Raw genomic sequence first — 21112 nt, 5'->3', positions numbered from 1 at the left:
AGCGCACTTGGGCTTGGCGATGCAGTCGAGCTTCGAGGTGACGCACACGCCAAAGTTACTGATCCGAGGAGCATCCAACGCGCCGCGCGAAGCATGGCGCCGAGCATGGCACGGCGAGACGCCCGGCTCAGTACAGATCCGAAGGCACGCTCAGGTCTTGCGGCAGCACCAGCGCCAGCTTGGGCACGGCGCCTTCCCCGCCCGAGAGGTAAGCGTAGCGCGCTACGTTGCCCACCACGCGGTTCACGTAGCCGCGCGTTTCGCCATACGGAATGCGCGCGACCCATACGTCCACCGGGAGCTTCTTGCCGCTGTCGAGCCAGCGCGCCACCGTGGTGGGACCGGCGTTGTACGCCGCCGCCGCAAGGGGCACGCTGCCGCCGAAGCTACCGAGCACCTTGGAGAGGTAGTACGAGCCCATGCGGATGTTCACCGGCGGGCTGTACAAGCTCAGCGGGTCGTAGCTCATGTTCAGCTCTTCGGCCACGCGACGCGCCGTCGGGGGGATCAGCTGCATCAAGCCCACGGCCTTTGCCGGGGACACGACCTCCGGCCGGAACGCGCTCTCTTGCCGCATGATCGCGTACACCAGCTCCGACGGGAGCTTGTACTCGTTGCCCGCTTCCTTCACCAGCGACTCGTAGGGGCGAGGATAGATGCACTCCCACAGCCAGCGGCTGCTGCTCGACGGCGCCTCGCTGAGCTCCGCCCAGCGCGCTGCCCGCTGCCCCACGCGATAACGCCGACCGGCGCTGCTCAAGACGCCATACGCCCGACACAGCGCCTCTTCCCCCCGCGGCGCGTAGCGTTTCTGGATCGAGGTCTCGTAGCCTTCCAGCGCGTCCTCCGCGTCGTGATCCAGGCCGACATTGTGAAGGATCTTCACCTTCGGCGGCAGCTCCACGGAGAGCGGCGCGCGCTGCGCTGCCGCCTTGCCCGGCTCTATCAACGGTGGCACCGAGGCCTTGAGCTCCGACAGCCGCGCCACGCTCGCCAGCGCCGAGAACGACAACGGCGCTTCGTCGATCACCTTGTTGAAGGTCTTGATGGCGCGGTCCTTCTGCCCTGCCCCCGCCAAGGCGGCGCCTTCGAGCTCGCGGTAGCGCGCTTGGTATCGATCGCGATCGTCCGCGTCCGCCAAGCGCCCGAACACCTTGGCCGCCTGCGCGTTCCGCCCCGCCGCCAGCCAAGCCACTGCCTGCTCGTAGGTGGCCGTCTTCACGAAGCGCCCCTTGCGACCGTACTTGCCCAGATAACGCCCGTACGCCGCGGAGGCCTCGTTCCACTTGCCGCCGATGTAATGGAGGCGCGCCGCGAGGTAGAGCGCGTTTTCCGCCCAGCTGGTCTTGGGAAAGCGCCGCGCCAGCTTCTCGTACATCTTGATGGCGCGGTCGTCCTGACCCGCGCGGGATCGCGAACGCGCCGCGTAGAACGCATCGGAAACCGTGTGCTCGCCGCCCAGCTCCGAGGCGCGCTCCAGGAGCTCCGCGGCCTTTTCGTAGTCGTGCCGGGCGCTGTACAGGGCCCAGCCCTTGGCGTGCAGGATCTCCGCCTGCTTCAGCTTGTTACCCGCGAGCGTGAGCTCTCGCTCCGTCTGCTCCACGCGGCCTTCGTCCGCCAGCGCAAGCGCCCGCGCGTAGCGCTCCTTCGCCGTCAGCGTACGCTTGGGCGCCACCTTGGCGAGACGCTCGTCCACGCCTTCGCTGCCCGCCAAGGTCGGCGCGTTCACCGCGAGCCAACGCAGGTCCGTCTCCGCCCCGGTCTTGTCGCCGCGCTTCTCGGCGATCAGGGCCCGCTGAGAACGCGCCTCGGCCTCGCGTTCGGTCGCATTCTTTTTTTGTCGGTGCGCCGCGGAAACCGCCTTGTCCGCCGCCGCCCGCGCTTTTTCGAGCTGCCCCGCGCGCATCAGAGCCAACGCCGCGCGCGTGAGCGACTCGGCGTCGCTCTTCTGCCCGTAATAGGTCACCGCCACGTCGTACGGTCCGGCCTCCAGCGCGGACTCGGCGCGGGCCCGCTCGATCTCGCGGCTCAGTACCGGGAGCTTCTCTTCCAGTCCCGTCAGCTCCCGCACTGCGCGCTCATGATCCGACACGGCGGCGGCCACCCGCGCGCGAGCGAAGCGCACCTCTGGCCGTGCGCGTTCTTTCTCCGAGAGCCCGTCGATGGCACGCGCTGCGTCGCGGTAGCGATGCATTCGCACCAGCTCCGCCCACTCGCCGAGCGGCGTGTCGTCGATGCCGGCGTCCGAGAGCGCCTGCGCCCGCGCCGCGGTCTGGGGCACCCCGCGGGCGAGCATGGGCGCGCCATCTGCCGCCGCCGAAGCCCCGGCGGGGCCGTTCTTGGCGCAGGCAGCGGCCAGCAGGGCACAGACGGCTATGGTGCGGACGGCTCGCATTTCCCCGGGGATTTGGTAGCACGCCTCGCCGTTTCGGCGAACTTTGCGTCGGATTTCAGCGGCCTTCCAGCACCTTGGTCGGCTGTACGGCGCTGTCCGGGGCGCTGCGCACCAGCTCGAAGGTTCCATCTTCGGCAGTGGCGCGGAGCTTGGTCGGACCTTCCCCGTCCTTGTCCAACACCTCGAAGCGGATGTGGTCGGCCTTGAAGGAAGCGGCGCAGCCAGCCCGCTTGGTGATGGTTCGGCGCGTGGTCGTGCCACCATTCGCCTGGGTGTTGATGCGCACGGCCTCGGCGCTGCCGTCGGTCGATACCGTGGATGCGAGCACCATCGTGTCGCCCTCCCAGTGCGCGGACACCGTCGCCTTGGAGCGGCAGAAAGCCGCCAGTTGCTCCGCCGGATCCTTCTTGTCCGGCGCCGGTTGCGCCACCTGCCAAAAGCCAACGCCGAAGCTGTCCTTGCCGACCTCCCAGGTCATTCCACCATCCACGGCGCCGTTCTTCTTGACGAAGTCCGCCATCACGACGTTGGACTTGCCGTCGCTCATGGTCGAAACGGTGAAGGTGCCCGTGAAGGGCGCGGGCGTGCTCTTGGCTTCCGGCTCCGCGACCGAAGGGGTCGGTTCCGCGGGTGCCGCCGCCGGGGGCTCCGGTGTAGGTGGTAGCTCGGGACACGGCTTTTGCGCCGCACCTCCACAGCCCAAGGCCAACGTCAGCGGGACCACGGCGAGCGAGCGCATGGGCTCAGGGTAGGCACGACCGCCGTCATTTTCCAAGCGCGAGGGAGGGTTTTCTCCACACACCCGTAGGCTACCCTGGTCGCCATGAGGGACGTTTGGATGCGCGCGGTGGGTGTGGCTCTCGTGCTCGGTGCGACGGGCTGCCAATTTTCGGCCAGTGCTTCCGGCGAAGCCAAGACCGGCGGTGAGAGCAAGCTCGAAGGCGATGCCTCCCTCACGACGGACAAGCCGGCAGAGGAAGAAGCGACGCCCAAGCGGGGCATCGTCTACGCGCAGGGCAAGCTCGACTACGAGGGCGTCATCAACTTCGAGTACAACCGCGCGGAGATCCGCTCGGACGACGACACCAAGAAGACCCTCGGCGAGTTCAAGAAGTTCCTCGAGGCCAACCCGAACGTGAAGATCTCCGTGGAAGGGCACACGGACTCTCGCGGCTCCGACGCCTACAACCGCAAGCTCTCGGATCGTCGCGCCGCGAGCGTCCGGGCCTGGCTGCTCGACAACGGCATCTCCGAAGACCGCGTCACCTCCGTGGGCAAGGGAGAGGACGAGCCGCAAGTTCCGGAACCCGCGGAGTGTGACGACAAGGAGCCCGAGGACACCACGCCCTGCGAGGGACCCTGGGCCAAGAACCGTCGCGTGGTGTTCCGCGTGACCGAAGGCGGCGACACCATCCCGGAGCCGCCCCCCGAACCCGCCGCCGAACCCGCTCCGGAACCGGAGAAGCCCGCACCCGTCGCAGAGGAGAAGAAGTGCCGGTGGTTGGTCGGTCCGCGCCTGGGCGCGCTGGGCCCCAACTCCTGGGTCAACGTCGCGGGCGCCGTACAGCCGTGCCTGGATTGGCTCGAGCTGTCCATCGGAGTAGGTCTGGGCTTGGGAGATGCCAGCGGAGAGAGCACCGCCGCCGACGCCGATGGCAGCTACTGGTCCCTGACGATCCCGCTTCGCGCGCGCATCTGGCCGTTCCGCGTGCACTCACCCATTGCGGATCTCGGCATCGGCTTCACCCACTACGACATCTCCGCCGACGCAGATGCCGCGGGCGCTTCCTACACCTACGATCGCACTGCGAACCCGTTCATCGCCCACCTGGGGCTCGGCTACGGCTTTCGTCCCAAAGGCCCCGAGCCGGGCCTGCGCGTCGCCATCATGCTGGGCCTGCTCTTCCACTTGAACGACCTGGCCGGCGCCGACGTGAGCAGCGACGCCGCGTTCCCTGCCCAGAGCCGCACCCAGCTCACCAACAGCCTCAACGACGACACGAACAAGCTCGCCGACATGGAGCCCTACGGCGAGCTCAGCGTCGGCTGGATGTTCTGACGATTATTGTTGGTCCGGCGCGAACCCCGGCGCGAACGCGACGTCCGGGTGGCCGCGTGGTTCCGCGCCGTAGCGACAATATCTGTCAGAAGCCCCAGCGGTATTCCGCGCGGAGCTGGGCCACGAAATAGGGGGCGTCGCTCAGGCTGCTCATGGGGTCGCTCATGAAGCCGTGGTAGCGGATCTGCGCGCCCGCGGCGAAGCTACGGGAAAAGGAGTAGTCCAAGCCGAGCGGGACGGCGATGCCGAGCTCCTGCTTGTTCAACGGCGCGGGCCAGATGGGGCCGTCGAAGGAGAAGTAGCCGCCGTACAAGCCGAAGTAGGGCACCCACTCGATGACGTCCACCTTGTAGAGCACGCCGGCCATGGCGCCGTAGAAGCGCGTGGTGGTGCCTTCCACGAAGGAGAACTGCGCGGCGGACAGCTCCAGCGACACGTCGAACATGTCGTCGAGCTCGTAAGCCGCCTGCAGGTTGAGGTTGGGCGCGTAGCCGGAGTCGACCTTCGCGAAGGTGGCCGCGCCGAGGCCGCCGCCCAGGTGCCATTGTCCTTCGCTCGCGCTGGCGACGGCCGAAGTGAGCAGCGTGATGCCGGCACATCCGAGGACCACGAGGCGGCGCATGGCCGGCGCTTCTACCACCAAAGGGCGGCGTGCGCTCACAACATGCTCATGGGGTCGACGTCGACGGCGAAGCGAACGCGACGATCCGCGCCCGAGCGCGCCACTGCCAACAGCGTCTTGCGCAGCGGGGCTCGGTCTTTCGATCGCACCATGAAGCGAAAGCGGTAGCGGTTCCTGAGGCGGGCGAGAGGCGCGGCGGCGGGGCCGATAACGTCCACGCCGCGGGGGGCGGCCTTGCGTGCGACGTCTGCCAGGCGCTCCGCAGCGGCGCGGGCGACGCCCTCCTCCACGGCGTCCACGCGCACCAGCGCGATGTGGGAAAACGGCGGGTAGCCGAGCTCCTCGCGATCTTGCATCTCCCGCGCCACGAACGCGTCCACGTCGTGGCGCGCGGCGAGCACCACGGCGGCGTGATCCGGCTGCCACGTCTGGATCATGACGCGGCCCGGGGAATCCCCGCGGCCCGCGCGGCCCGCCACCTGCACCAACAGATGGAACGTGCGCTCCGCCGCGCGAAAGTCCGGAAGGCTGAGGGCGGCATCCGCGTTCAGCACGCCCACGAGCGTGACGTCGGGCAAGTCGTGCCCCTTGGTCACCATCTGCGTGCCCACCAAGATGTCGATCTCCCGACGGCGCATGCGATCGAGCACGCGCTCGCTCTTGGCGCCGGCTGCCACGTCGCGATCCAGCCGCGCCACCTTGGCGTCGGGAAAGAAGCCGGCCAGGCTGCTCTCGATACGCTCGGTTCCCGCGCCTTCGTCCGAGAGGCGCGAGCTCTTGCAGTCCGGGCACAGCTCCGGCACGGGGATGGCGTAGTCGCAGTAGTGACAGCGCAGGCGCTCCCCCCGGCTGCGATGGAGCGTGAGAGCCACCGCGCAGTTTGGGCAGCTCAGCACGTGGCCGCAGCCCTCGCAGATCAGGCTGGGCGCAAACCCGCGGCGGTTCAGGAACAGGATGGCCTGCTCCTTCGCCTCCAGCACGCGTTCGAGGGCGCGGTGCAGCGGCAGGCTCAAGAGGCGGTGCCCCGTGGGACCTGCTCCCACTCGGCGGAGATCCACGATCTCGACCTCCGGCAAGACGGCCCGGGCGCGCGCGCGATCCGGGAGCCGCAAGCGCGTGAGGCGCTCGGAGCGCACCAACGCTTCACTGGAAAGCGACGGCGTGGCGGAGCCGAGCACGCACACCGCGCCCGCCCGATAGGCGCGCAACAGCGCCATGTCCCGCGCGTTGTAGCGCACGCCTTCTTCCTGCTTGAAGGAGCCGTCGTGCTCTTCGTCCACGCAGATGAGCGCGAGATCCGCCACCGGGGCGAACAGCGCCGAGCGTGCACCGACGACGATCTTCACCTCGCCGCTGCGCAGCGACTTCCACATTGCGTGGCGCTCGCGATCCGTGAGCCCACTGTGGAGCACCGCGATGCGATCGCCGAGGCGAGCGCGGAAGCGCCCCACGAGCTGGGGCGTCAGTGCGATCTCCGGCACCAGCACGATGGCGCCTCCGCCGCGGCGGAGAGCGCTCTCCACCGCCCGCAGGTACACCTCCGTCTTGCCGGATCCCGTCACGCCGTGGAGCAGAAAGGCTTGGCGATCACCGAGCGCAGCTTCGATGGCGGCGACGGCTCGCGCCTGCGGCGCGGTGAGCTCCGGCGGCGTGTCGCGCTCCACCGCACGGGCGAAGAACGGGTCCGCGCTTTGTTCCTGCTGCTCGAGCGCGACGAGACCCGCGTCGGAGAGGCGCTTCACGGCGGAGCGCGCGTTCTTCCAGCGCGCCGTGAGCTCCGCCACCGGCGTGGGGCCCGCCGCGCGCAGGTGCGCCAGCACCTCCGCCGCCTGCCCCTTGGGGCCGCCGCCTTCCGGCGCCAGCGCCCGCGCCACTTGCACCAGGCGACCAACACTCTCGAGCTCCGTCTTTCCGAGCACGCCCTGCAGCCGTTCCTTGGCGGAACGCTCCACCGCGGGCAGCGCCAAGCGCATCACCTCCCCCACCGGCGCCAGGTAGTAGCGGGCAAGCTCCAACAAGAAGGCGAGCAGCTCCGCCGGGAACACCGGCTCCGGGTCCACCATGGCGGCTATGGCCTTGAGCTTCTCGGGCGGGACGTCGGGCTCGCGATCGCCCACGTCCAGCACCACGCCCAGCACCTTGCGGCGCCCGAACTCCACCAGCACGCGGCTCCCGGCCACCACCTGCATGGCTGCGGGCACCGAGTAGCTGAACGCCCGACCGAGGGGGACGGGAACGGCAACGCGGGCGAGGAGCATCAGCGGAGCAGCGACGCCGCCAGGATCGTGAAGCCGCACAGGATGATCACGATCCAGATCAAGAGCCGCGACGACTTGTCGATGCCGCCCGGTGCCGGCTCCGAGTGCCGCACCGTGTGCGCCATGGGCTCCATGGACATCGGCGCCACGTCCAACCGCAGAGACGACGCCGCCGGCTTCTCGGTTTCCGGCGCCGGTTCCGGCTTCGGCTTCGGCGTCTCCGGCTCGAGCTCGCGCGAGCCGCGCTCCCGCGTCCGGCGCCGCTCGACGATCTCGCTACCAAAGCTCTGGGTGAGCCACTCCCCGAAGCGCAAGGGGCTGGCCATCAAGCCCGCGCCGGCAACGTACCCTGAAAGCTCCCGCAGCATGTCCTTCGCGCTCGGGTAGCGGTCGTCCCGCTCCTTCGCCAACGCCTTCATCACGATGGCGTGGAGCTCGGATTCTTGCGGGTAACCGCGGGCTGGAAGCGCCGGAATGTTCGCGATCCGGGCCTTCTCCAAGCTCGGCGCCTCCCCGGCTTCCCCCTTGTACAGGCGGCGCCCGGCGAGCAGCTCCCACAGGATGACCCCGATGGCGAAGACGTCGCTGCGCGCGTCGAGCAAATCGCCCTGCGCCGCCTCTGGGCTCATGTACCCGGCCTTCCCCTGGATCGCCTCCGGGGGCAGCTCCGTGCTCGCGCCCATGGCCCGCGCAATGCCGAAATCGCAGACCTTGATCTGACCATCGAACCCGACCAACAAGTTGGAGGGCGACACGTCGCGGTGAACGATACCCAGCGGCTTGCCGTCTTCGTCCTTCTTACGATGCGCGTAGTCGAGACCCTTCAGGCCTTCGATGATCACCAGCAGGGAGAACTCCACCGGCAAGGGCACCTTGCTCTGGGAGCAGTTCTTCAAGAGCTCGCCCAGGTCGAAACCCTCTACGTACTCCATCGCGATGTACAAGGTCTCGTCCTCACGACCGAGGTCGTACACTTGCACCACGTTGCCGTGGGTGAGCTTCGCCGCGAGCTTGGCTTCGTCGATCAGCAGCTTGGAGAACTCCGAGCTTTCAGCGTACACGGGCAGGATCTGCTTGACGACGACCAGCCGCTCACCGCCCAGCTCGGTCTTCTCTCTTCCGAGGAAGATGCGCGCCATTCCACCTTCGCCGATCTGATCGAAGAGGACGTAGCGGCCGAAGCGCCGCGGGAGCGAGCTGGGTGCAGCCATTGACACGGGCGCCAGCGATGGTAGCCAAAACGTCACACGCACCCAACAAAGGGAATCGGGTGCGGTGTTTTCCGCGATGAACCTGTTCGTCGGCCTCGCCATCCTCGCCGTTCTGGCGATACCCCTCGCGGTCGCCATTTGGCGTTCGAACGAGCTGTTCTGCCTGGAAGTGGACGGCGGGCGCGTGCGCTTCGTGCGGGGACGCATTCCGCAGCGCCTGCTCGACGACCTGGCGGACGTGCTTCGGCGCCCACCCGTGAGCCACGCGCGGCTCCGCGCCGTGAGCGAGGACCGTCGTCCTCGCATCGTGGTGTCGAGCGGGAACGTGGGCGAAGGGCAGCTTCAGCAGCTACGGAACGTGCTGGGCACCTGGGAGCTGGCCAAGATCCGCGCCGGCGGCAAACCGCGGCGACGTTGATCGTCGCCGCGGCGGCGCGGCCGCATCACATGCAGGCGCTGCTCTTCGCGCCAGTCGGCGGATTGCAGGAAAGGTCGATGCAATCCGTAAAGCCGTTGCCGTCGTTGTCCTGACCGTCGGAGCACTTGGCAAAGCCGGTCTCACACACGGTCACGAACGGGTTCTTGCTGCAGGAGAAGTCTTTGCAATCGGCGTAGCCGTTGCTGTCGTTGTCCTGGCCGTCGGAGCACAGCGTGTCCGTGTTCTCCGCGCCGCACACGGTGACCTCCGCGTTCCACGAACAGCCGAAGTCGTCGCAGTCCTTGTGGGTGTTGTTGTCGTTGTCGGCGCCATCGCTGCAGCGCGTGTTGGCGAGATTGGTCCACTCACTCTGGGCCGGCATGGGGGAGGCCGGCACGTTGCCGTTGCACACCACGATGCTCTCGCCCTGGCAGTTTCCGTCCTCGCAGTCCGTCTTGCCGTCCTTGTCGTTGTCGATGCCGTCCGAGCAGGTGGCGTTGTTGCCCTCGGGGGGCAAGTCCTGGCAGTCCACGACCTCGAAATTGTCGCGGCAGTCGAAGTCTCCACAGTCGGTGAAGCCGTTGCTGTTGTCGTCGATGCCGTTGGTGCACGCCGTCTTGATCAGCGCCGGCCACTGGGACTTGTCCGGCAGCGGGCTCACCGGAGAGGAGCCGTTGCACACGATGATGGACTCGCTCTGGCAATCCTCGTCGGCGCAGTCGATCTTGGTGTCGCCGTCGTTGTCCTTGCCGTCGGAGCAGTTGGCGTTGGTCGCCTCGCCGGCGCACACGATGCGATCCTGACAGGCGAAATCCTCGCAATCCGTGAAGCCGTTGTTGTCGTCGTCCACGCCGTTGGAGCAGGCGGGGTTGGAGTTTTCCGCGGGGCCCGAACAGGCGGTGGTCGTCTTGCAGTCGTAGTCGTCGCAATCCGAGAAGCCGTCGCTGTCGTTGTCGCAGCCGTCCGAGCACGCGGCGTCCGTATTCTCGTCTCCCAGAACGCAGTTGCCGCCATCGCCCGAGCTCCCGCCCGTTGCGCCGGTGCCCGCGCTAGCCCCAGTTCCGCTGCCGCCGCTGAGCCCGCCGAAGCCACCCGCAGCTCCCGTGCCGCCCTCGGTGGCACCCGCGCCGCCGCTGCCGCCGCCCGAGCTGCCCTCTGCCCGACAAGCGGACAGTGCGCTCCCAGCGAGAAGGGTGAAAAGCCCGACAACCGTGACCGTCCTCAGCTTCATGTGTGGCTCCAAGCAAAAATGCCGCGGGGCGACGCCCGCGGTCCGGAAAATTTCGAGGCCGGAGAATGCCCGACGCTCGAGGCTATCGTGCGACGAAAGCGCCCGGGACGCCAGCGCTTTGGCACCGAAGTCGCTTCCAGTGACACGGCGTAGACCGTGTGATTACGGTGAGATGTCAGGGGTCATGTGCCCGGCTCAAAACCCCGGGCCTTGCCGCTGCTTGGCCATACGTCTCTAATCGGACGACGTGACGGTCACGACCGTGACTCCAGGCGATCGCCTCGAGGGTGATCTCGACATCGAAGAGACGATCGAAAGCGTGCCGGAGGCCTATCGGCTCCGGGGCATGTTCTTCAAGGGCTTGGTGGACCGTCTCGAAAACGAGTGGCCCGAGCTCCAGAAGCGCTTGCTCGAACCGCCTCGCGACGGTCGCTACCTCAACTTTCGCGACTACCCCCAGCGCGACTACACGCGGCTGCACTTTGCCGCCGCCGTGAAGACATATCCCACCGTCGGCAATCGCGAGAGCATGCGTCGCTTGTCGCGCTCGGACTTCGACGTCTTCGCCAAGTCCGTCCTCGGACGCGTCATCGTCGCGATGATCCACGACGCGAAGTCCGCTCTGCTCAAGGTGCCGATGGTGTACGAGAAGGTGGCACCGGGAGACTGGACGATCACTGCAGAAGAGCTGGACGCTCGAACCGTCCGCCTCGAGTTCTCCGGTCTCGACGGGGCCTGGGAGTATCAGCTGGGTCAGCTCGAGGGCATATCCACGGCCTTCGGCGCGCACCCTCGTATCCGCGCCGAGGTGCGCGGTCCCGGGCATTTCTGCTTCGACGTCGAGCTTCGCTGACACCTCGCGCCCCCCTGCGCTATCATTGGAACCGCAGGGAGGGACGAGTGCCGAATCCGCTGATGCGCGCCAGTCACGTTCAATCGAACTTGACCAGCATTGAACTATTGGGAGTGGGGCAAGCCCATCGTGTGCGTCACCAGTTGGGAACCACGCGGGTGAGCGCCATCGAACGCGCCAGTCGCATGGAGTGGCTCCCGCTCGACCTCGACGTCGCGCTGACCGACGCCGTGGGTGAGGTGGTTGGCATGGAGGGCGTGCGCCGCTGGGCCAAGACGTCGATGCAGCAGTCCCTGGACGGCCCGCTGCTGGGTCCGCTGCGCGACGGAGCCGTGCGCTTGTTCGGCCTGGAGCCGAACAAGATCCTCAAGTGGACGCCCCGCGCGTGGAGCCACATGTACAAACACGCCGGCACCCTCGAGTTTCTGGACGCCGAAGACTTTCGCGTGGAGCTCCACCACAAGGATCCGCCCACGGCCTTTCGCCAGAGCCCCGCCGTGCTGGAGAGCGTCGCCGCGTCCTTCTCCGCGGTCTTCGATCTGTGCCGCATCCAAGGCGAGGCCGAGGTCGCATCCATCACGCCAGAACGCGTCGTCTTCGAGCTGCGCTGGTAGCTCCATTTCTTTGTCGGGCCGGCGCGAGCCCCGTCGCGGAACGACGCCAGGTACCGTCCCGGGGTACCGCGTGGTTCCGCGTCTCACCAACACAAGGGAACGCCTCGAAGGAGCGCGCGGAACGACGATCACGTCGTGATACGCTGCGCGTCCCATGTCGGAGCTGGCCCTGTACCCGCTGGTGATCTTGCGGGAGCACGGCGGCTTCGTGTCGGCGACCTGCGCCGGGGCAGCGGACCTGGCCGCCTTCGCGGACGACGCGGAAGTGGCGCTGAACGATCTCGCGCTGTTTCTGGGGCAATATCTGAGTGAGCTACCGCCGAGCGCGGTGCCTCGCTTCGTGTTGCCGGAAACGGCGACGCCGTGCGCCATCTCCGTGTTGGTTCCCCGCCCCGGAAGCTGGCGAGCGCCGCGCATGCGCACGCCCCTCGCGCTCGACGCACTGGAGCTCGTGACGGAACGCGGCGGCTGGATGCTGGTGCCGGCGCTGAGGCACGTGGTGTTCACGGAAGCGGACGACGCAGCGGCTCGGGATCCGGTTCTCGAGCGAGAGGTGTTGCGCATGGCCGCAGCGCTGGACCTGGACGGCGCCGAGTATCTCGACCTGCTGCCCGCCGGTTCCTTCTCCCTGGTACGGCCCGAAGTGATGCTTCGCTCGAAGCAAGCTGCCACTCACGGGGAGGCGAAGCGCAAAGCTGCCCTCGAGCTGCTCGCGAGCATCGGGCGCCGCGTGTGGCCGAGCACGACCGCGGTCATCGGGCGGGACAGCTCCGAGCTGGCGGGGCTGCTTCTGGACGAGCGTCGACCGAGCGGTGTGCTCGTGGGACCACCAGGGGTGGGCAAGAGCGAGCTCTTGCGCCTGGCGCTGCGGGAGCACCGCGCGCCAATGGTGCTCGCGACCTCCGGGGCGGAGCTGGTCGCAGGTCAGTCTTTTCTGGGTCAGCTGGAGCAGCGCGTGGCGAACGTGATGGCCGCCGCCGAGGAAGTCGACGCCGTGCTTTACTTCGACGACCTCGACGATCTGTTTTCCGGGCGCCCGGGCGGCCACGAGGACATGACGGGTCTGGTGCTGCGCTACTTGGAGCGTGGCCGCGCGCGCGTGTTCGGCGAGCTCACACCGGAACAGTTACTTCTTTGCCGGCTCCGTGGCGCGCCTGATGGCGGACGAACGCGACTCCGTGAGTCTCGCGCAGCAGGTCGCTCGCCAACCGCTGAGCTTGGTGCTACTGGACGAAATCGAAAAGGCCCACGCCGCGGTCTTCGATCTGCTCTTGGGGGTGTTGGGAGAAGGACGCCTGACGACGGCCGGCGGCCGTCGGGTGGACATGCGGATGACGCTCATCGTCATGACCAGCAACCTCGGGACATCCGGAACGCTGGCCGGGTTCGGTGCAGAAGGTCGAGCAGACGGAGCCGAGGTTCGCGCGGTACGGGACCACTTTCGACCGGAGCTGTTCAACCGCATCGATCGCGTCGTGCCATTCACGTCGCTGTCGTCCGAGTCCCTGCTTCGGATCGTGGACTTGGAGCTCGCGGAAATCGGCGCGCGGGAAGGCTTTGGCCAGCGCAACATCCGGCTCGACGTGACCGCGGAGGCCAAGGCGAAGCTCGCCGAGCTCGGCCATTCGCCGAAGTACGGCGCGCGGCCGCTCGAGCGCGTGCTGGAAGAGCGGGTGATGGCACCGGTCGCGGTGGAGCTGGCGCGACGCCCGAAGCTACGGAACGCGGTGGCGCGTGTGACGCTCGAGGGGGACGACGTCCGCGTGACGTTCGGGGCCGGCGCGTAGCGACGGGCTCGCGGCGGACCGACATGAATGAACTGACGCGGAAGAAGCGTCAGTTGTGGTTCGGGGCCTTGTCGAGCTCGAATCCGTCGTGCAAGGCGCGCACGGCGAGCTCGGTGTACTTGGACTGAATCAGGCAGCTGACCTTGATCTCGCTGGTGCTGATGGCCTGGATGTTGATGCCCTCGGCGGCCAGGATGCGAAACATCTCGCTGGCCACGCCGGCATGGGAACGCATGCCGAGCCCTACGATGCTGACCTTGACGATGTCCGGGTCGTACTCGATGGCAGCGCCGCCAATCTCCCGCGCGCATTGCTCGATGAGATCCTTGCAGCGCGTGAGATCCGTCTTGGCCACGGTGAAGGTGACGTCCGTCGTGGTGCCGCCTTCGCGCGAAGGGCTCTGGATGATCATGTCGACGGACACGTTCTGATCCGCGAGCTGGCCGAAGATCTCGGCGACGACGCCGGGCCGGTCGGGGACGTTGATGAGCTGCACCTTGGCTTCGCCCTTGTCGATGGCGATGCCGGCGACGACGACGGACTCGAGACCTTCTTCGTGGGTGACCATGGTTCCCGTGGTGTCGGTGAAGGAGCTCCGTACGTGGATCGGAACTCCGTATTTCATGGCGAGCTCGACGGAGCGGATTTGCAGGACCTTGGCGCCCAGGCTCGCGAGCTCCAGCATTTCTTCGAAGCTGATGCGCTCGATCTTGCGAGCCGTGGGGCAGATGTTCGGGTCGGTGGTGTAGACGCCTTCCACGTCCGTGTAGATCTCGCAAACGTCCGCTTTGATGGCGGCCGCAATGGCCACGGCGCTGGTGTCGGAACCACCACGGCCGAGGGTGGTGATGTTGCCCTCGGGATCCGTGCCCTGGAAACCCGCCACCACGGCGATGTTGCCGTCGTGCACGGTGGACAGCACCTTGGAGCCCTCGATGGTGTGGATGCGTGCCTTGGTGAACGCCGCGTCCGTCTGGATCTTGACCTGGTGACCCAACAGGCTGCGCGCCTGACCGCCCAGCGCGTGGATGGTCATTGCGACCAGCGCGGAGCTGACCTGCTCGCCGGTGGACGCCAGCACGTCCATCTCGCGCATGTCGGGGACTGGGCTGATGTCGTGCGCCAGACCGAGCAGGCGATTCGTCTCGCCCGCCATGGCACTCACGATCACCACGACTTCGTTGCCGGCCTTTTGAGTCGCGAGCGCCCGCTCGGCCACGGCGCGCATGCGCTCCAGGTTGGCGACGGAAGTGCCACCGTATTTCTGGACGACGAGTGCCACGACGCGGCGCGTAGCGTTTGTCGCCGTGCGGGTCAATCGTCGGACCTGACGGCAAGCACCTGCCCAAAACAGCAGTGCCCCGCCTCCGCCGTCGGGTGTACCCTCCGCCCGCGATGTCCCCCTTGACGAAGTACGTCGTCGAAACGGTGGTGACACTGCTGGGGGTGGTGGTCCTGGCGGTGTTGGTGCTGGTCGCCGCCCGCCGCGTGGGCGTGGGCCGGCCCGCGGGGCCCGTGTCTTTGGTGGGGCGCCTGCCGCTGGACGGGCGCCGCGCGATCTACCTCGTGCGCGTGGGCAGCACCGTGTACGTGGTGGGCGCCAGCGAGGCCGGCCTCGCGAAGTTAGGGGAAGTGAGCGAGGACTTGGTGGACTTGGACCTCGGAGAGCCGCACCCGGCCTTCGCGGACGTGCTCGGGCGAGTGCTCGGCAAGAAGCCGAAGCCCCCAGAGAAGGCGCCCGAATCCCAGGACGGCGAGGGATGAAGCGCCGTGCCGTCCGGCGTCGCTTGCTGGCAACGCTCGCCTTCGGGCTCGCGCTGGCGCCGAGCATCGCGGAAGCGCAGCCGCAGAACGCGGACGACTTGCTGACCCGGCCGGTCGCGCTGGTGGTGGCCCTGGCGTTGGTCACGCTGCTGCCCTTCGCCTTCATGACGCTCACGGCGTTCGTGAAGATCTCCACGGTGCTGCAGATCGTACGCGGCGCCATCGGCGCGCAGAACGTGCCGTCCAACACCGTGATCATGGCGCTGTCCGCCGCCCTGACCATCCTGGCGATGGCTCCCGTGGGATCGCGCATCGCCGACAACGCCAAGCCGCTGTTCGAAGGCGAAGCCGCGAAGGACACCTCCGCGTTGGTGACTGGCATGATCGACGCGACACGGGAACCGCTGCGCGCGTTTCTCAAGGCGAATGCCTCGGAACGAGAACGCAATCGTTTCTTCGAGATCGCCAAGCTGGCCCGGCCGGAGGCGGAGCGCGCCGCGGTCGGGCGGGACGACTTGGTCGTGGTGATCCCGGCGTTCGTGGTCAGCGAGCTGATCGAAGCGTTCGCGCTGGGCTTTGCGATCTACCTGCCGTTCTTGATCATCGATCTGGTCGTCTCCAACGTGCTGCTCGCCCTCGGCATGCAGATGATGAATCCAACGCAAGTGAGCTTGCCCTTCAAGCTGCTGCTGTTCGTTGCCGTGGATGGCTGGGGGCTTCTGGCTCAAGCGTTGGTCACCGGATACCGAGTCGGTTAGATCAAGTCGTGGGGGCCGGCCCCCAAACCGGCGAGGCGAAAAGAACTGTCACCGGCGGGAATAATCCCGAGAGTCCCTGGTTTTTTCGGCGCTCGCATGCTGTTTTTTCGGCGTGTTGACACGGATCGCGTCGTCGATAGGATGCCGCGGCCCAACGCGCTGGTCGTGATGGCCGCAGGCGGGCACGTAACGCGATACGCGGGACGGTAAACGTTCCTTCGGAGGTCGGATGGCAACCGACGTGATGATTTCCGCGAACGGGCTAACGAAAAGATTCGGCGCCGTTCGCGCCCTCGACAAAGTCAGCTTCGAGGTCGAAAAAGGTGAGGTGGTCGGATTCCTGGGGCCGAACGGCGCCGGCAAGTCCACCACTATGCGGATCCTGACTTGCTTCATCTCCCCCAGCGCGGGCAGCGCGCGGGTGAAGGGCTTCGACGTGTTCGAAGATCCTCTCTCCGTACGGCGCTCCCTCGGCTACTTGCCTCAGCGCGCGCCGCTGTACGCCGACATGAACGTGTTGGAGTACCTGCGGTTCACCGCTCAGGTCCGAGGGCTGGACGAGGGCGAGTTCAAGAAACGCCTGAAGCGCGTGATCGAGGTCTGCGGTCTGGCCCAGGCGATGGGTAAGGACATCGGGACTCTCTCGCACGGGTTCCGGCAGCGCGTGGGCCTGGGGCAAGCCCTGATCCACGACCCGCCCATCCTGATCTTGGACGAGCCCACCAGCGACCTCGACCCCAACGAGAAGGCCGAGGTGCTGCGGTACATCAAGGAGATCGGGAAGGACCGCACGATTCTCCTCTCCACCCACAACCTGGCGGAGGTCGAAGAGGCGTGCGCCCGGGCGATCATCATCTCCAAGGGTCGGGTGGTCGCGGACGGTCCGCTGGACGACATCCGCGCAAAGACCGGAGCCGTTCGCTACATCGTCACCATCGACGAGCAGAAGACGCTCAAGAACGGCGGCGCTCCCAATGCGCGAGAGGTGGAAGAGGCGCTCGCCGCCATCGACGGCGCTCGCAGCATTCGTGAGCTGCCCACGGACGAAACGGCGCACAAGTTCGAGGTCTCCGGCGACAAAGACAGCGACCTTCGCCGCGAGCTGTACTCGCTGATGGTCGACAAGAGCTGGATCCTGCTCGAGCTCCGCCGCGAGGCCCAGAGCTTGGACGCGGTGTTCCGAGACCTCACCCGTGGGGACGAGCGCCTCGACCGAGGCGAAGAGTGGGACGAGGACGACGACGACGATTTCGACGACGAGGACGAAGACTTCCGCGACGAAGAAGACGACGAGGAAGACGACGACGACGAGCCTCGCGAGGCCTCCGACGAGGAGGACGACGACGAGGATGAGGACGACGACGACGATGACGACGACGACGAGGAGAAGCGCTGAGCCATGTCCCCGATGTTGACGATCGCCCGCCGCGAGTTTCGTTCGTACTTCGACTCGCCGCTGGCCTACGTGGTCATCTGCCTGAGCTTCCTGGCTCTGGGCCTGATGTTCTTCTTGTACCGCGGCGGCTTCTGGCAGGCCGACCAAGCCACTCTGCAGACGATGTTCGACTACGCGCCGCCCGGCCTCTCCGTGCTGGTGGTGCCGGTGGTCACCATGCGGCTGTTGGCCGAGGAGCGCCGGAGCGGCACGCTGGAGATGCTGATCACCCTGCCGGTTCGCGACAGTGACGTGGTCATCGGCAAGTACCTGGGCGCCTTGGGCCTGGTGCTGGTGCTGGTGCTGTCGTCGCTCATCTACCCCATCGCCATGTTCAAGTGGCCCTGGCACTTGGGCCCGCTGGACATGGGTCCGGTGTGGAGCGGGTACCTGGGCCTCGTGCTGTTCAGCATGGCGGCGGTGGCCGTGGGCCTGCTCGTCAGCTCGCTGACCCAGAGCCAGGCGGTGGCCTTCTTCATCACCTTCTTCATTCTCGGTGGCAGCTGGATGTTGGGCTACGTGACGGACGCGCTGCCCAGCGGGCTCGGCACCGTGCTCGGCTACGTGAGCCTGAAGCAGCGCTTCGACGACTTCGCACGGGGGCTCGTGGATCTGCGCAACGTCATCTACTTCCTGAGCGTGACGGTGCTCGCTCTCATCGTGGCTTTCCGGGCGCTCGAGCGGCGCAAGTGGGCGTGAGCAATGGCAACTGAAGATCGCAAGAAGAAGGCTGCTGCCCAGACGGGCTTGTACCTGGTGGTGCTGGCCGCCATCGCGGTGGTGGTCAACCTCATCGCCTTCAGCTGGAACGAGCGTTTCGACTGGACCAAGAACGAGCGCTACACCCTGAGCAAGGGCAGTGCCCGGTTGGTGGAGAACCTCAAGTCACCCATCCAAGTGGATGCGTACGTGACGACGGGCCTGGCCCAGCTGGATTCCTTCACGCGGGACCTGACGGATCTGCTCAAGGAGTACGAGCGCGCCAGCAAGGGCAAGTTCAAGTTCACCCTCATCGAGCCCAAGACGGACGAGCTCCGCGAGCAGGCCAAGGAAGCCGGCCTGCAGGAGATGGCCTTCGGCGAGACCAGTGCCACGGGGGACGACCAGGCCTCCATCGCCCAGGGCTACATGGGGCTGGTGTTCAAATACGGCGCGGAAAAAGGCGTGATCCCGCAGCTGGCGCCCAACCGCGCGGAAGGCCTCGAGTTCTGGATCACGAACAAGATCCGCGAGGTGCGGGACAAGTCGGAGAACGTGAAGCACCGCGTGGGCGTGATCACGGGCAAGGACGAGCTCAAGCTCACCGACAACAACCTGGTTCCCCGGCAGGGGCGCGGTGGCGCGCCCAGCATCCAGAGCATCCTGGAGCAGGCGTTCCCCTTCTACAAGCTCGAGACGGTGGACCTGAAGGACGGCGACTCGGAGATCGACAAGGATCTCGACGGGGTGATCGTCACGCAGCCCCGCAAGGACTACACGGACAAGGAGCTGCGTCGCATCGACGAGTTCTTGATGCGCGGCAACAAGGCCCTGGTGGTGTACGCCTCGGCGGTCGACATCAAGCCGCAGGATCCGAGCATGCAAGCCACGCTCTCGTGGCACAACCTGGACAAGCTCCTCAGCGGCTACGGTCTGGGCGTGAAGAAGGACGCCGTGCTCGACTGGGGCGCGCAGTTCCGGCTGCCAGTGCTCACTGCCACGGGCGCAGTGTCCAGCATTCGCGATCCCGCCATCGCCCACGTGGTCAACGACCCGCGCTTCGAGGGCGACGAGCAGCTGCTCGACACCAGCTTCGCCGGCTTCTTCCGGATGGACGAGGTGGCCATTCCCTACCCGTCCAGCATCGAGCTGCTGAAAGACAAGCAGCCAGAAAAAGACGTGAAGCTCTACGCGGTGGCTCGCTCCACGCCGGCCGCCAGCGTGGAAACGGGCGAGACGGTGGACATGAAGCTGCGTCCGGATTGGAAGCCGAAGCCGCCCTACGCGCAGCACGTGATTGCCGCCGTGGTGGAAGGCAAGCTCAAGCCCGCGTTGGGCAGCGGCGACGGCATCACCATGCCGGCTCAGGCTCCGAACCCCTCCCGCATATTCTTGGTGGCCTCCAGCCAGTTCGTCACGAACCCCTTCGCCTACTCCGGCAACGGGCCGGATCTCGGCGGACAATTCGCGATGATGGGCGCCGTGGGCGGGGACCAGCAGCTGCAAATGATCGCCCAGCCCTACGCGCAGCGCTACCTCACCAACACCATCTTGAGCGTGAAGAACACGCTCGACTGGATCAGCGGCGACGCCGACCTGCTCGCCGCCAGCGCCAAGATCATCGGCAACCCGAACCTGACCTACACCTCCATCGCCAAGCCCAAGATCACGGCGGAAGACGACGACGCAGCGATCAAGAAGAAGGACGAGGAGTACAAGCAACAGCGCAAGGGCCTGCAGAAGGACGTGCAGTGGTCGCTGACGCTCGGCCTACCCCTGATATTCGCGCTGTTCGGAATTGGTCGCTGGCGCTGGCGCCTCAGCCGGCGTCCCAAGGTCTCCTGATTCAACGTCGTTACCAGCAAGAGGTCGATTAGATGGCTCTCGGTACGGACAAGAAGCTCGGCATCGCCGTCGTGGTCCTGGTGGTCCTGGGCGGCGCCTTCTGGCTGCAGAAGAAGAAAGAAAAAGAAGAGGCACAGACCTACACCGCAGAGAAGGTGTCGGAAGAGCTTCCGAAGCTGGGCGTCACCGAAGACAAGACCAAGGCCATCGACAAGATCGTCATCCACCAAGCCGGCCAAGACGGCGGCGCACCGAAGGACGTCACCCTCGCCAAAGAGGGTGACAAGTGGATGGTCGAAAAGCCCGTCAAGGCGGAGGCCAACCAGACCAACGTGAAGTCCCTGCTGGACAACTTGAAGACGCTGGAAGTGAAGGAGTCGATCGACCCGAGCAAGGACGCCTACGCGAAGTACGAGCTGACCGACGACACGGCGCTGCACGCCACGTTCCAGGCCGGCAAGGACACCGTGGCCGATCTGTACTTCGGCGAGAGCGGCTCTCGTGGGCAGATGACCCGCATCGCGGGACACGACGGCGTGTACTCGGTGAAGGGCTACTCGAGCTTCCTGTACGCGCGAGACGTGAAGGACTGGCGCGACCGCACCGTGTTCAAGTTCGACGACAAGAAGGTGAAGGCCATCACCATCACCAACGAGCACGGCGAGTACTTGTTCGCGAAGGACGGCGACAAGTGGACCGCCAAGTTCAAGAAGGCCAAGACGCCCATGGCGACGGCCCTCAAGGACTTCGAAGAGTCCAAGGTGAAGGACGCCATCAACGCCTACAAGGGTCTGAACGCCGACGGCTTCGGCGAGGGCAAGAGCCTGTCCGACGTCGGCCTCGAAACGCCGGGCGCCACCATCACCTTCGAGCTGTCCGACGGCGCGAAGAAGACACTCGCCTTCGGCGCCAGCGCCGAGGGCACCAGCCGCTGGGCCAAGACCGGCGAGTCGGACGAGATCCTGAGCATCGGTTCCTGGGCCGCAGACTGGGCCTTCGCCGAGCCGAAGAAGTTCACCAAGGCCGACGACTCGGAAAAGAAGAAGCCGCCGAGCATGGGTGGCATGCCGGGCGGCATGCAGCTGGGTGGGATGCCCGGGGGAATGCCCGGCGGGCACCCCTGAGCCGCGGCGACGAATGGGCTGGGGCGTGGTAAAAGCGCC

General features: G+C 66.8%; 18 protein-coding genes and 1 pseudogene. 12 read left to right on the top strand and 7 right to left on the bottom strand.

Features of this window, described 5'->3' with window-relative positions; genetic code table 11:
- Positions 1 to 127 precede the first annotated feature (127 nt).
- Together H6717_24820 and H6717_24815 are read right to left on the bottom strand one after the other, a co-directional pair.
- The gene (locus tag H6717_24820) at positions 128 to 2395 is read right to left on the bottom strand and encodes a transglycosylase SLT domain-containing protein (protein ID MCB9580275.1); all 2268 of its coding nucleotides are present in this window, start codon (positions 2393 to 2395) and stop codon (positions 128 to 130) included.
- A gap of 55 nt (positions 2396 to 2450) precedes the next feature.
- Complete coding sequence (locus tag H6717_24815) at positions 2451 to 3134, bottom strand: hypothetical protein (GenBank protein ID MCB9580274.1); 684 nt, start codon at positions 3132 to 3134, stop codon at positions 2451 to 2453.
- 84 nt (positions 3135 to 3218) lie between these two features.
- On the opposite strand from H6717_24815, the gene H6717_24810 reads away from it, so the two are divergent.
- Positions 3219 to 4454 (top strand): OmpA family protein, encoded by a 1236-nt coding sequence (locus tag H6717_24810; GenBank protein ID MCB9580273.1) that lies wholly within the window; start codon positions 3219 to 3221, stop codon positions 4452 to 4454.
- Positions 4455 to 4539: 85 nt separating this feature from the next.
- On the opposite strand, the gene H6717_24805 is transcribed toward H6717_24810, so the two are convergent.
- Genes H6717_24805 through H6717_24795 form a run of 3 tightly spaced genes read right to left on the bottom strand, consistent with a single transcriptional unit; the run spans position 4540 to position 8551 of the window.
- A complete protein-coding gene (locus H6717_24805; GenBank protein MCB9580272.1) occupies positions 4540 to 5076 on the bottom strand; it encodes an outer membrane beta-barrel protein in 537 nt (178 codons plus the stop codon).
- 35 nt (positions 5077 to 5111) lie between these two features.
- On the bottom strand, positions 5112 to 7337 hold the full coding sequence (gene priA / locus H6717_24800; GenBank protein MCB9580271.1) for a primosomal protein N': 2226 nt from the start codon (positions 7335 to 7337) through the stop codon (positions 5112 to 5114).
- The gene (locus H6717_24795) at positions 7334 to 8551 is read right to left on the bottom strand and encodes a serine/threonine protein kinase (GenBank protein MCB9580270.1); all 1218 of its coding nucleotides are present in this window, start codon (positions 8549 to 8551) and stop codon (positions 7334 to 7336) included. The genes priA and H6717_24795 overlap by 4 nt, the downstream gene beginning before the upstream one ends.
- Before the next feature lie 70 nt (positions 8552 to 8621).
- Between H6717_24795 and H6717_24790 the strand changes: the two genes are divergently transcribed.
- Positions 8622 to 8963, top strand: coding sequence for a DUF3634 family protein (locus tag H6717_24790; protein ID MCB9580269.1), 342 nt, complete (start codon positions 8622 to 8624; stop codon positions 8961 to 8963).
- Between the two features lie 25 nt (positions 8964 to 8988).
- Here H6717_24790 and H6717_24785 read toward each other — a convergent pair whose 3' ends face one another.
- Complete coding sequence (locus tag H6717_24785) at positions 8989 to 10194, bottom strand: hypothetical protein (GenBank protein MCB9580268.1); 1206 nt, start codon at positions 10192 to 10194, stop codon at positions 8989 to 8991.
- Between the two features lie 247 nt (positions 10195 to 10441).
- On the opposite strand from H6717_24785, the gene H6717_24780 reads away from it, so the two are divergent.
- From H6717_24780 to H6717_24765, 4 genes and pseudogenes are all read left to right on the top strand, one after another.
- Complete coding sequence (locus tag H6717_24780) at positions 10442 to 11047, top strand: DUF2378 family protein (protein ID MCB9580267.1); 606 nt, start codon at positions 10442 to 10444, stop codon at positions 11045 to 11047.
- Positions 11048 to 11094: 47 nt separating this feature from the next.
- Positions 11095 to 11661 (top strand): hypothetical protein, encoded by a 567-nt coding sequence (locus tag H6717_24775; GenBank protein MCB9580266.1) that lies wholly within the window; start codon positions 11095 to 11097, stop codon positions 11659 to 11661.
- A 154-nt stretch (positions 11662 to 11815) separates the two neighbouring features.
- A pseudogene (locus H6717_24770) lies at positions 11816 to 12709 on the top strand (AAA family ATPase).
- A 109-nt stretch (positions 12710 to 12818) separates the two neighbouring features.
- Positions 12819 to 13448 (top strand): ATP-dependent Clp protease ATP-binding subunit, encoded by a 630-nt coding sequence (locus H6717_24765; GenBank protein MCB9580265.1) that lies wholly within the window; start codon positions 12819 to 12821, stop codon positions 13446 to 13448.
- Positions 13449 to 13497: 49 nt separating this feature from the next.
- Here the strand turns inward: H6717_24765 and H6717_24760 are convergent, their stop codons facing one another.
- Positions 13498 to 14730: an aspartate kinase gene (locus H6717_24760; protein MCB9580264.1), complete on the bottom strand. Its 1233-nt coding sequence runs from the start codon at positions 14728 to 14730 to the stop codon at positions 13498 to 13500.
- A 113-nt stretch (positions 14731 to 14843) separates the two neighbouring features.
- Here H6717_24760 and H6717_24755 point away from each other — a divergent pair, with 113 nt between their 5' ends.
- From H6717_24755 to H6717_24730, 6 genes are all read left to right on the top strand, one after another.
- Positions 14844 to 15212: a flagellar biosynthetic protein FliO gene (locus tag H6717_24755; GenBank protein ID MCB9580263.1), complete on the top strand. Its 369-nt coding sequence runs from the start codon at positions 14844 to 14846 to the stop codon at positions 15210 to 15212.
- Positions 15209 to 15970 (top strand): type III secretion system export apparatus subunit SctR, encoded by a 762-nt coding sequence (gene sctR / locus H6717_24750; protein MCB9580262.1) that lies wholly within the window; start codon positions 15209 to 15211, stop codon positions 15968 to 15970. Before H6717_24755 ends, sctR begins: the two co-directional genes overlap by 4 nt.
- Before the next feature lie 244 nt (positions 15971 to 16214).
- The gene (locus H6717_24745; GenBank protein MCB9580261.1) at positions 16215 to 17366 is read left to right on the top strand and encodes an ATP-binding cassette domain-containing protein; all 1152 of its coding nucleotides are present in this window, start codon (positions 16215 to 16217) and stop codon (positions 17364 to 17366) included.
- Between the two features lie 3 nt (positions 17367 to 17369).
- Complete coding sequence (locus tag H6717_24740) at positions 17370 to 18104, top strand: ABC transporter permease (GenBank protein MCB9580260.1); 735 nt, start codon at positions 17370 to 17372, stop codon at positions 18102 to 18104.
- Between the two features lie 3 nt (positions 18105 to 18107).
- Positions 18108 to 19949, top strand: coding sequence for a GldG family protein (locus H6717_24735; GenBank protein ID MCB9580259.1), 1842 nt, complete (start codon positions 18108 to 18110; stop codon positions 19947 to 19949).
- A gap of 32 nt (positions 19950 to 19981) precedes the next feature.
- Positions 19982 to 21073 carry a DUF4340 domain-containing protein gene (locus H6717_24730; protein ID MCB9580258.1) on the top strand — a complete coding sequence of 364 codons (1092 nt, stop codon included), beginning with the start codon at positions 19982 to 19984 and terminating at the stop codon, positions 21071 to 21073.
- Positions 21074 to 21112: the final 39 nt, after the last annotated feature.

The organism is Polyangiaceae bacterium (genome assembly GCA_020633235.1).
GTDB lineage: Bacteria > Myxococcota_A > Polyangia > Polyangiales > Polyangiaceae > JACKEA01.
The sequence above is the reverse complement of the archived record's forward strand: the minus strand, read 5'-3'. Positions and strand labels throughout refer to the sequence as shown.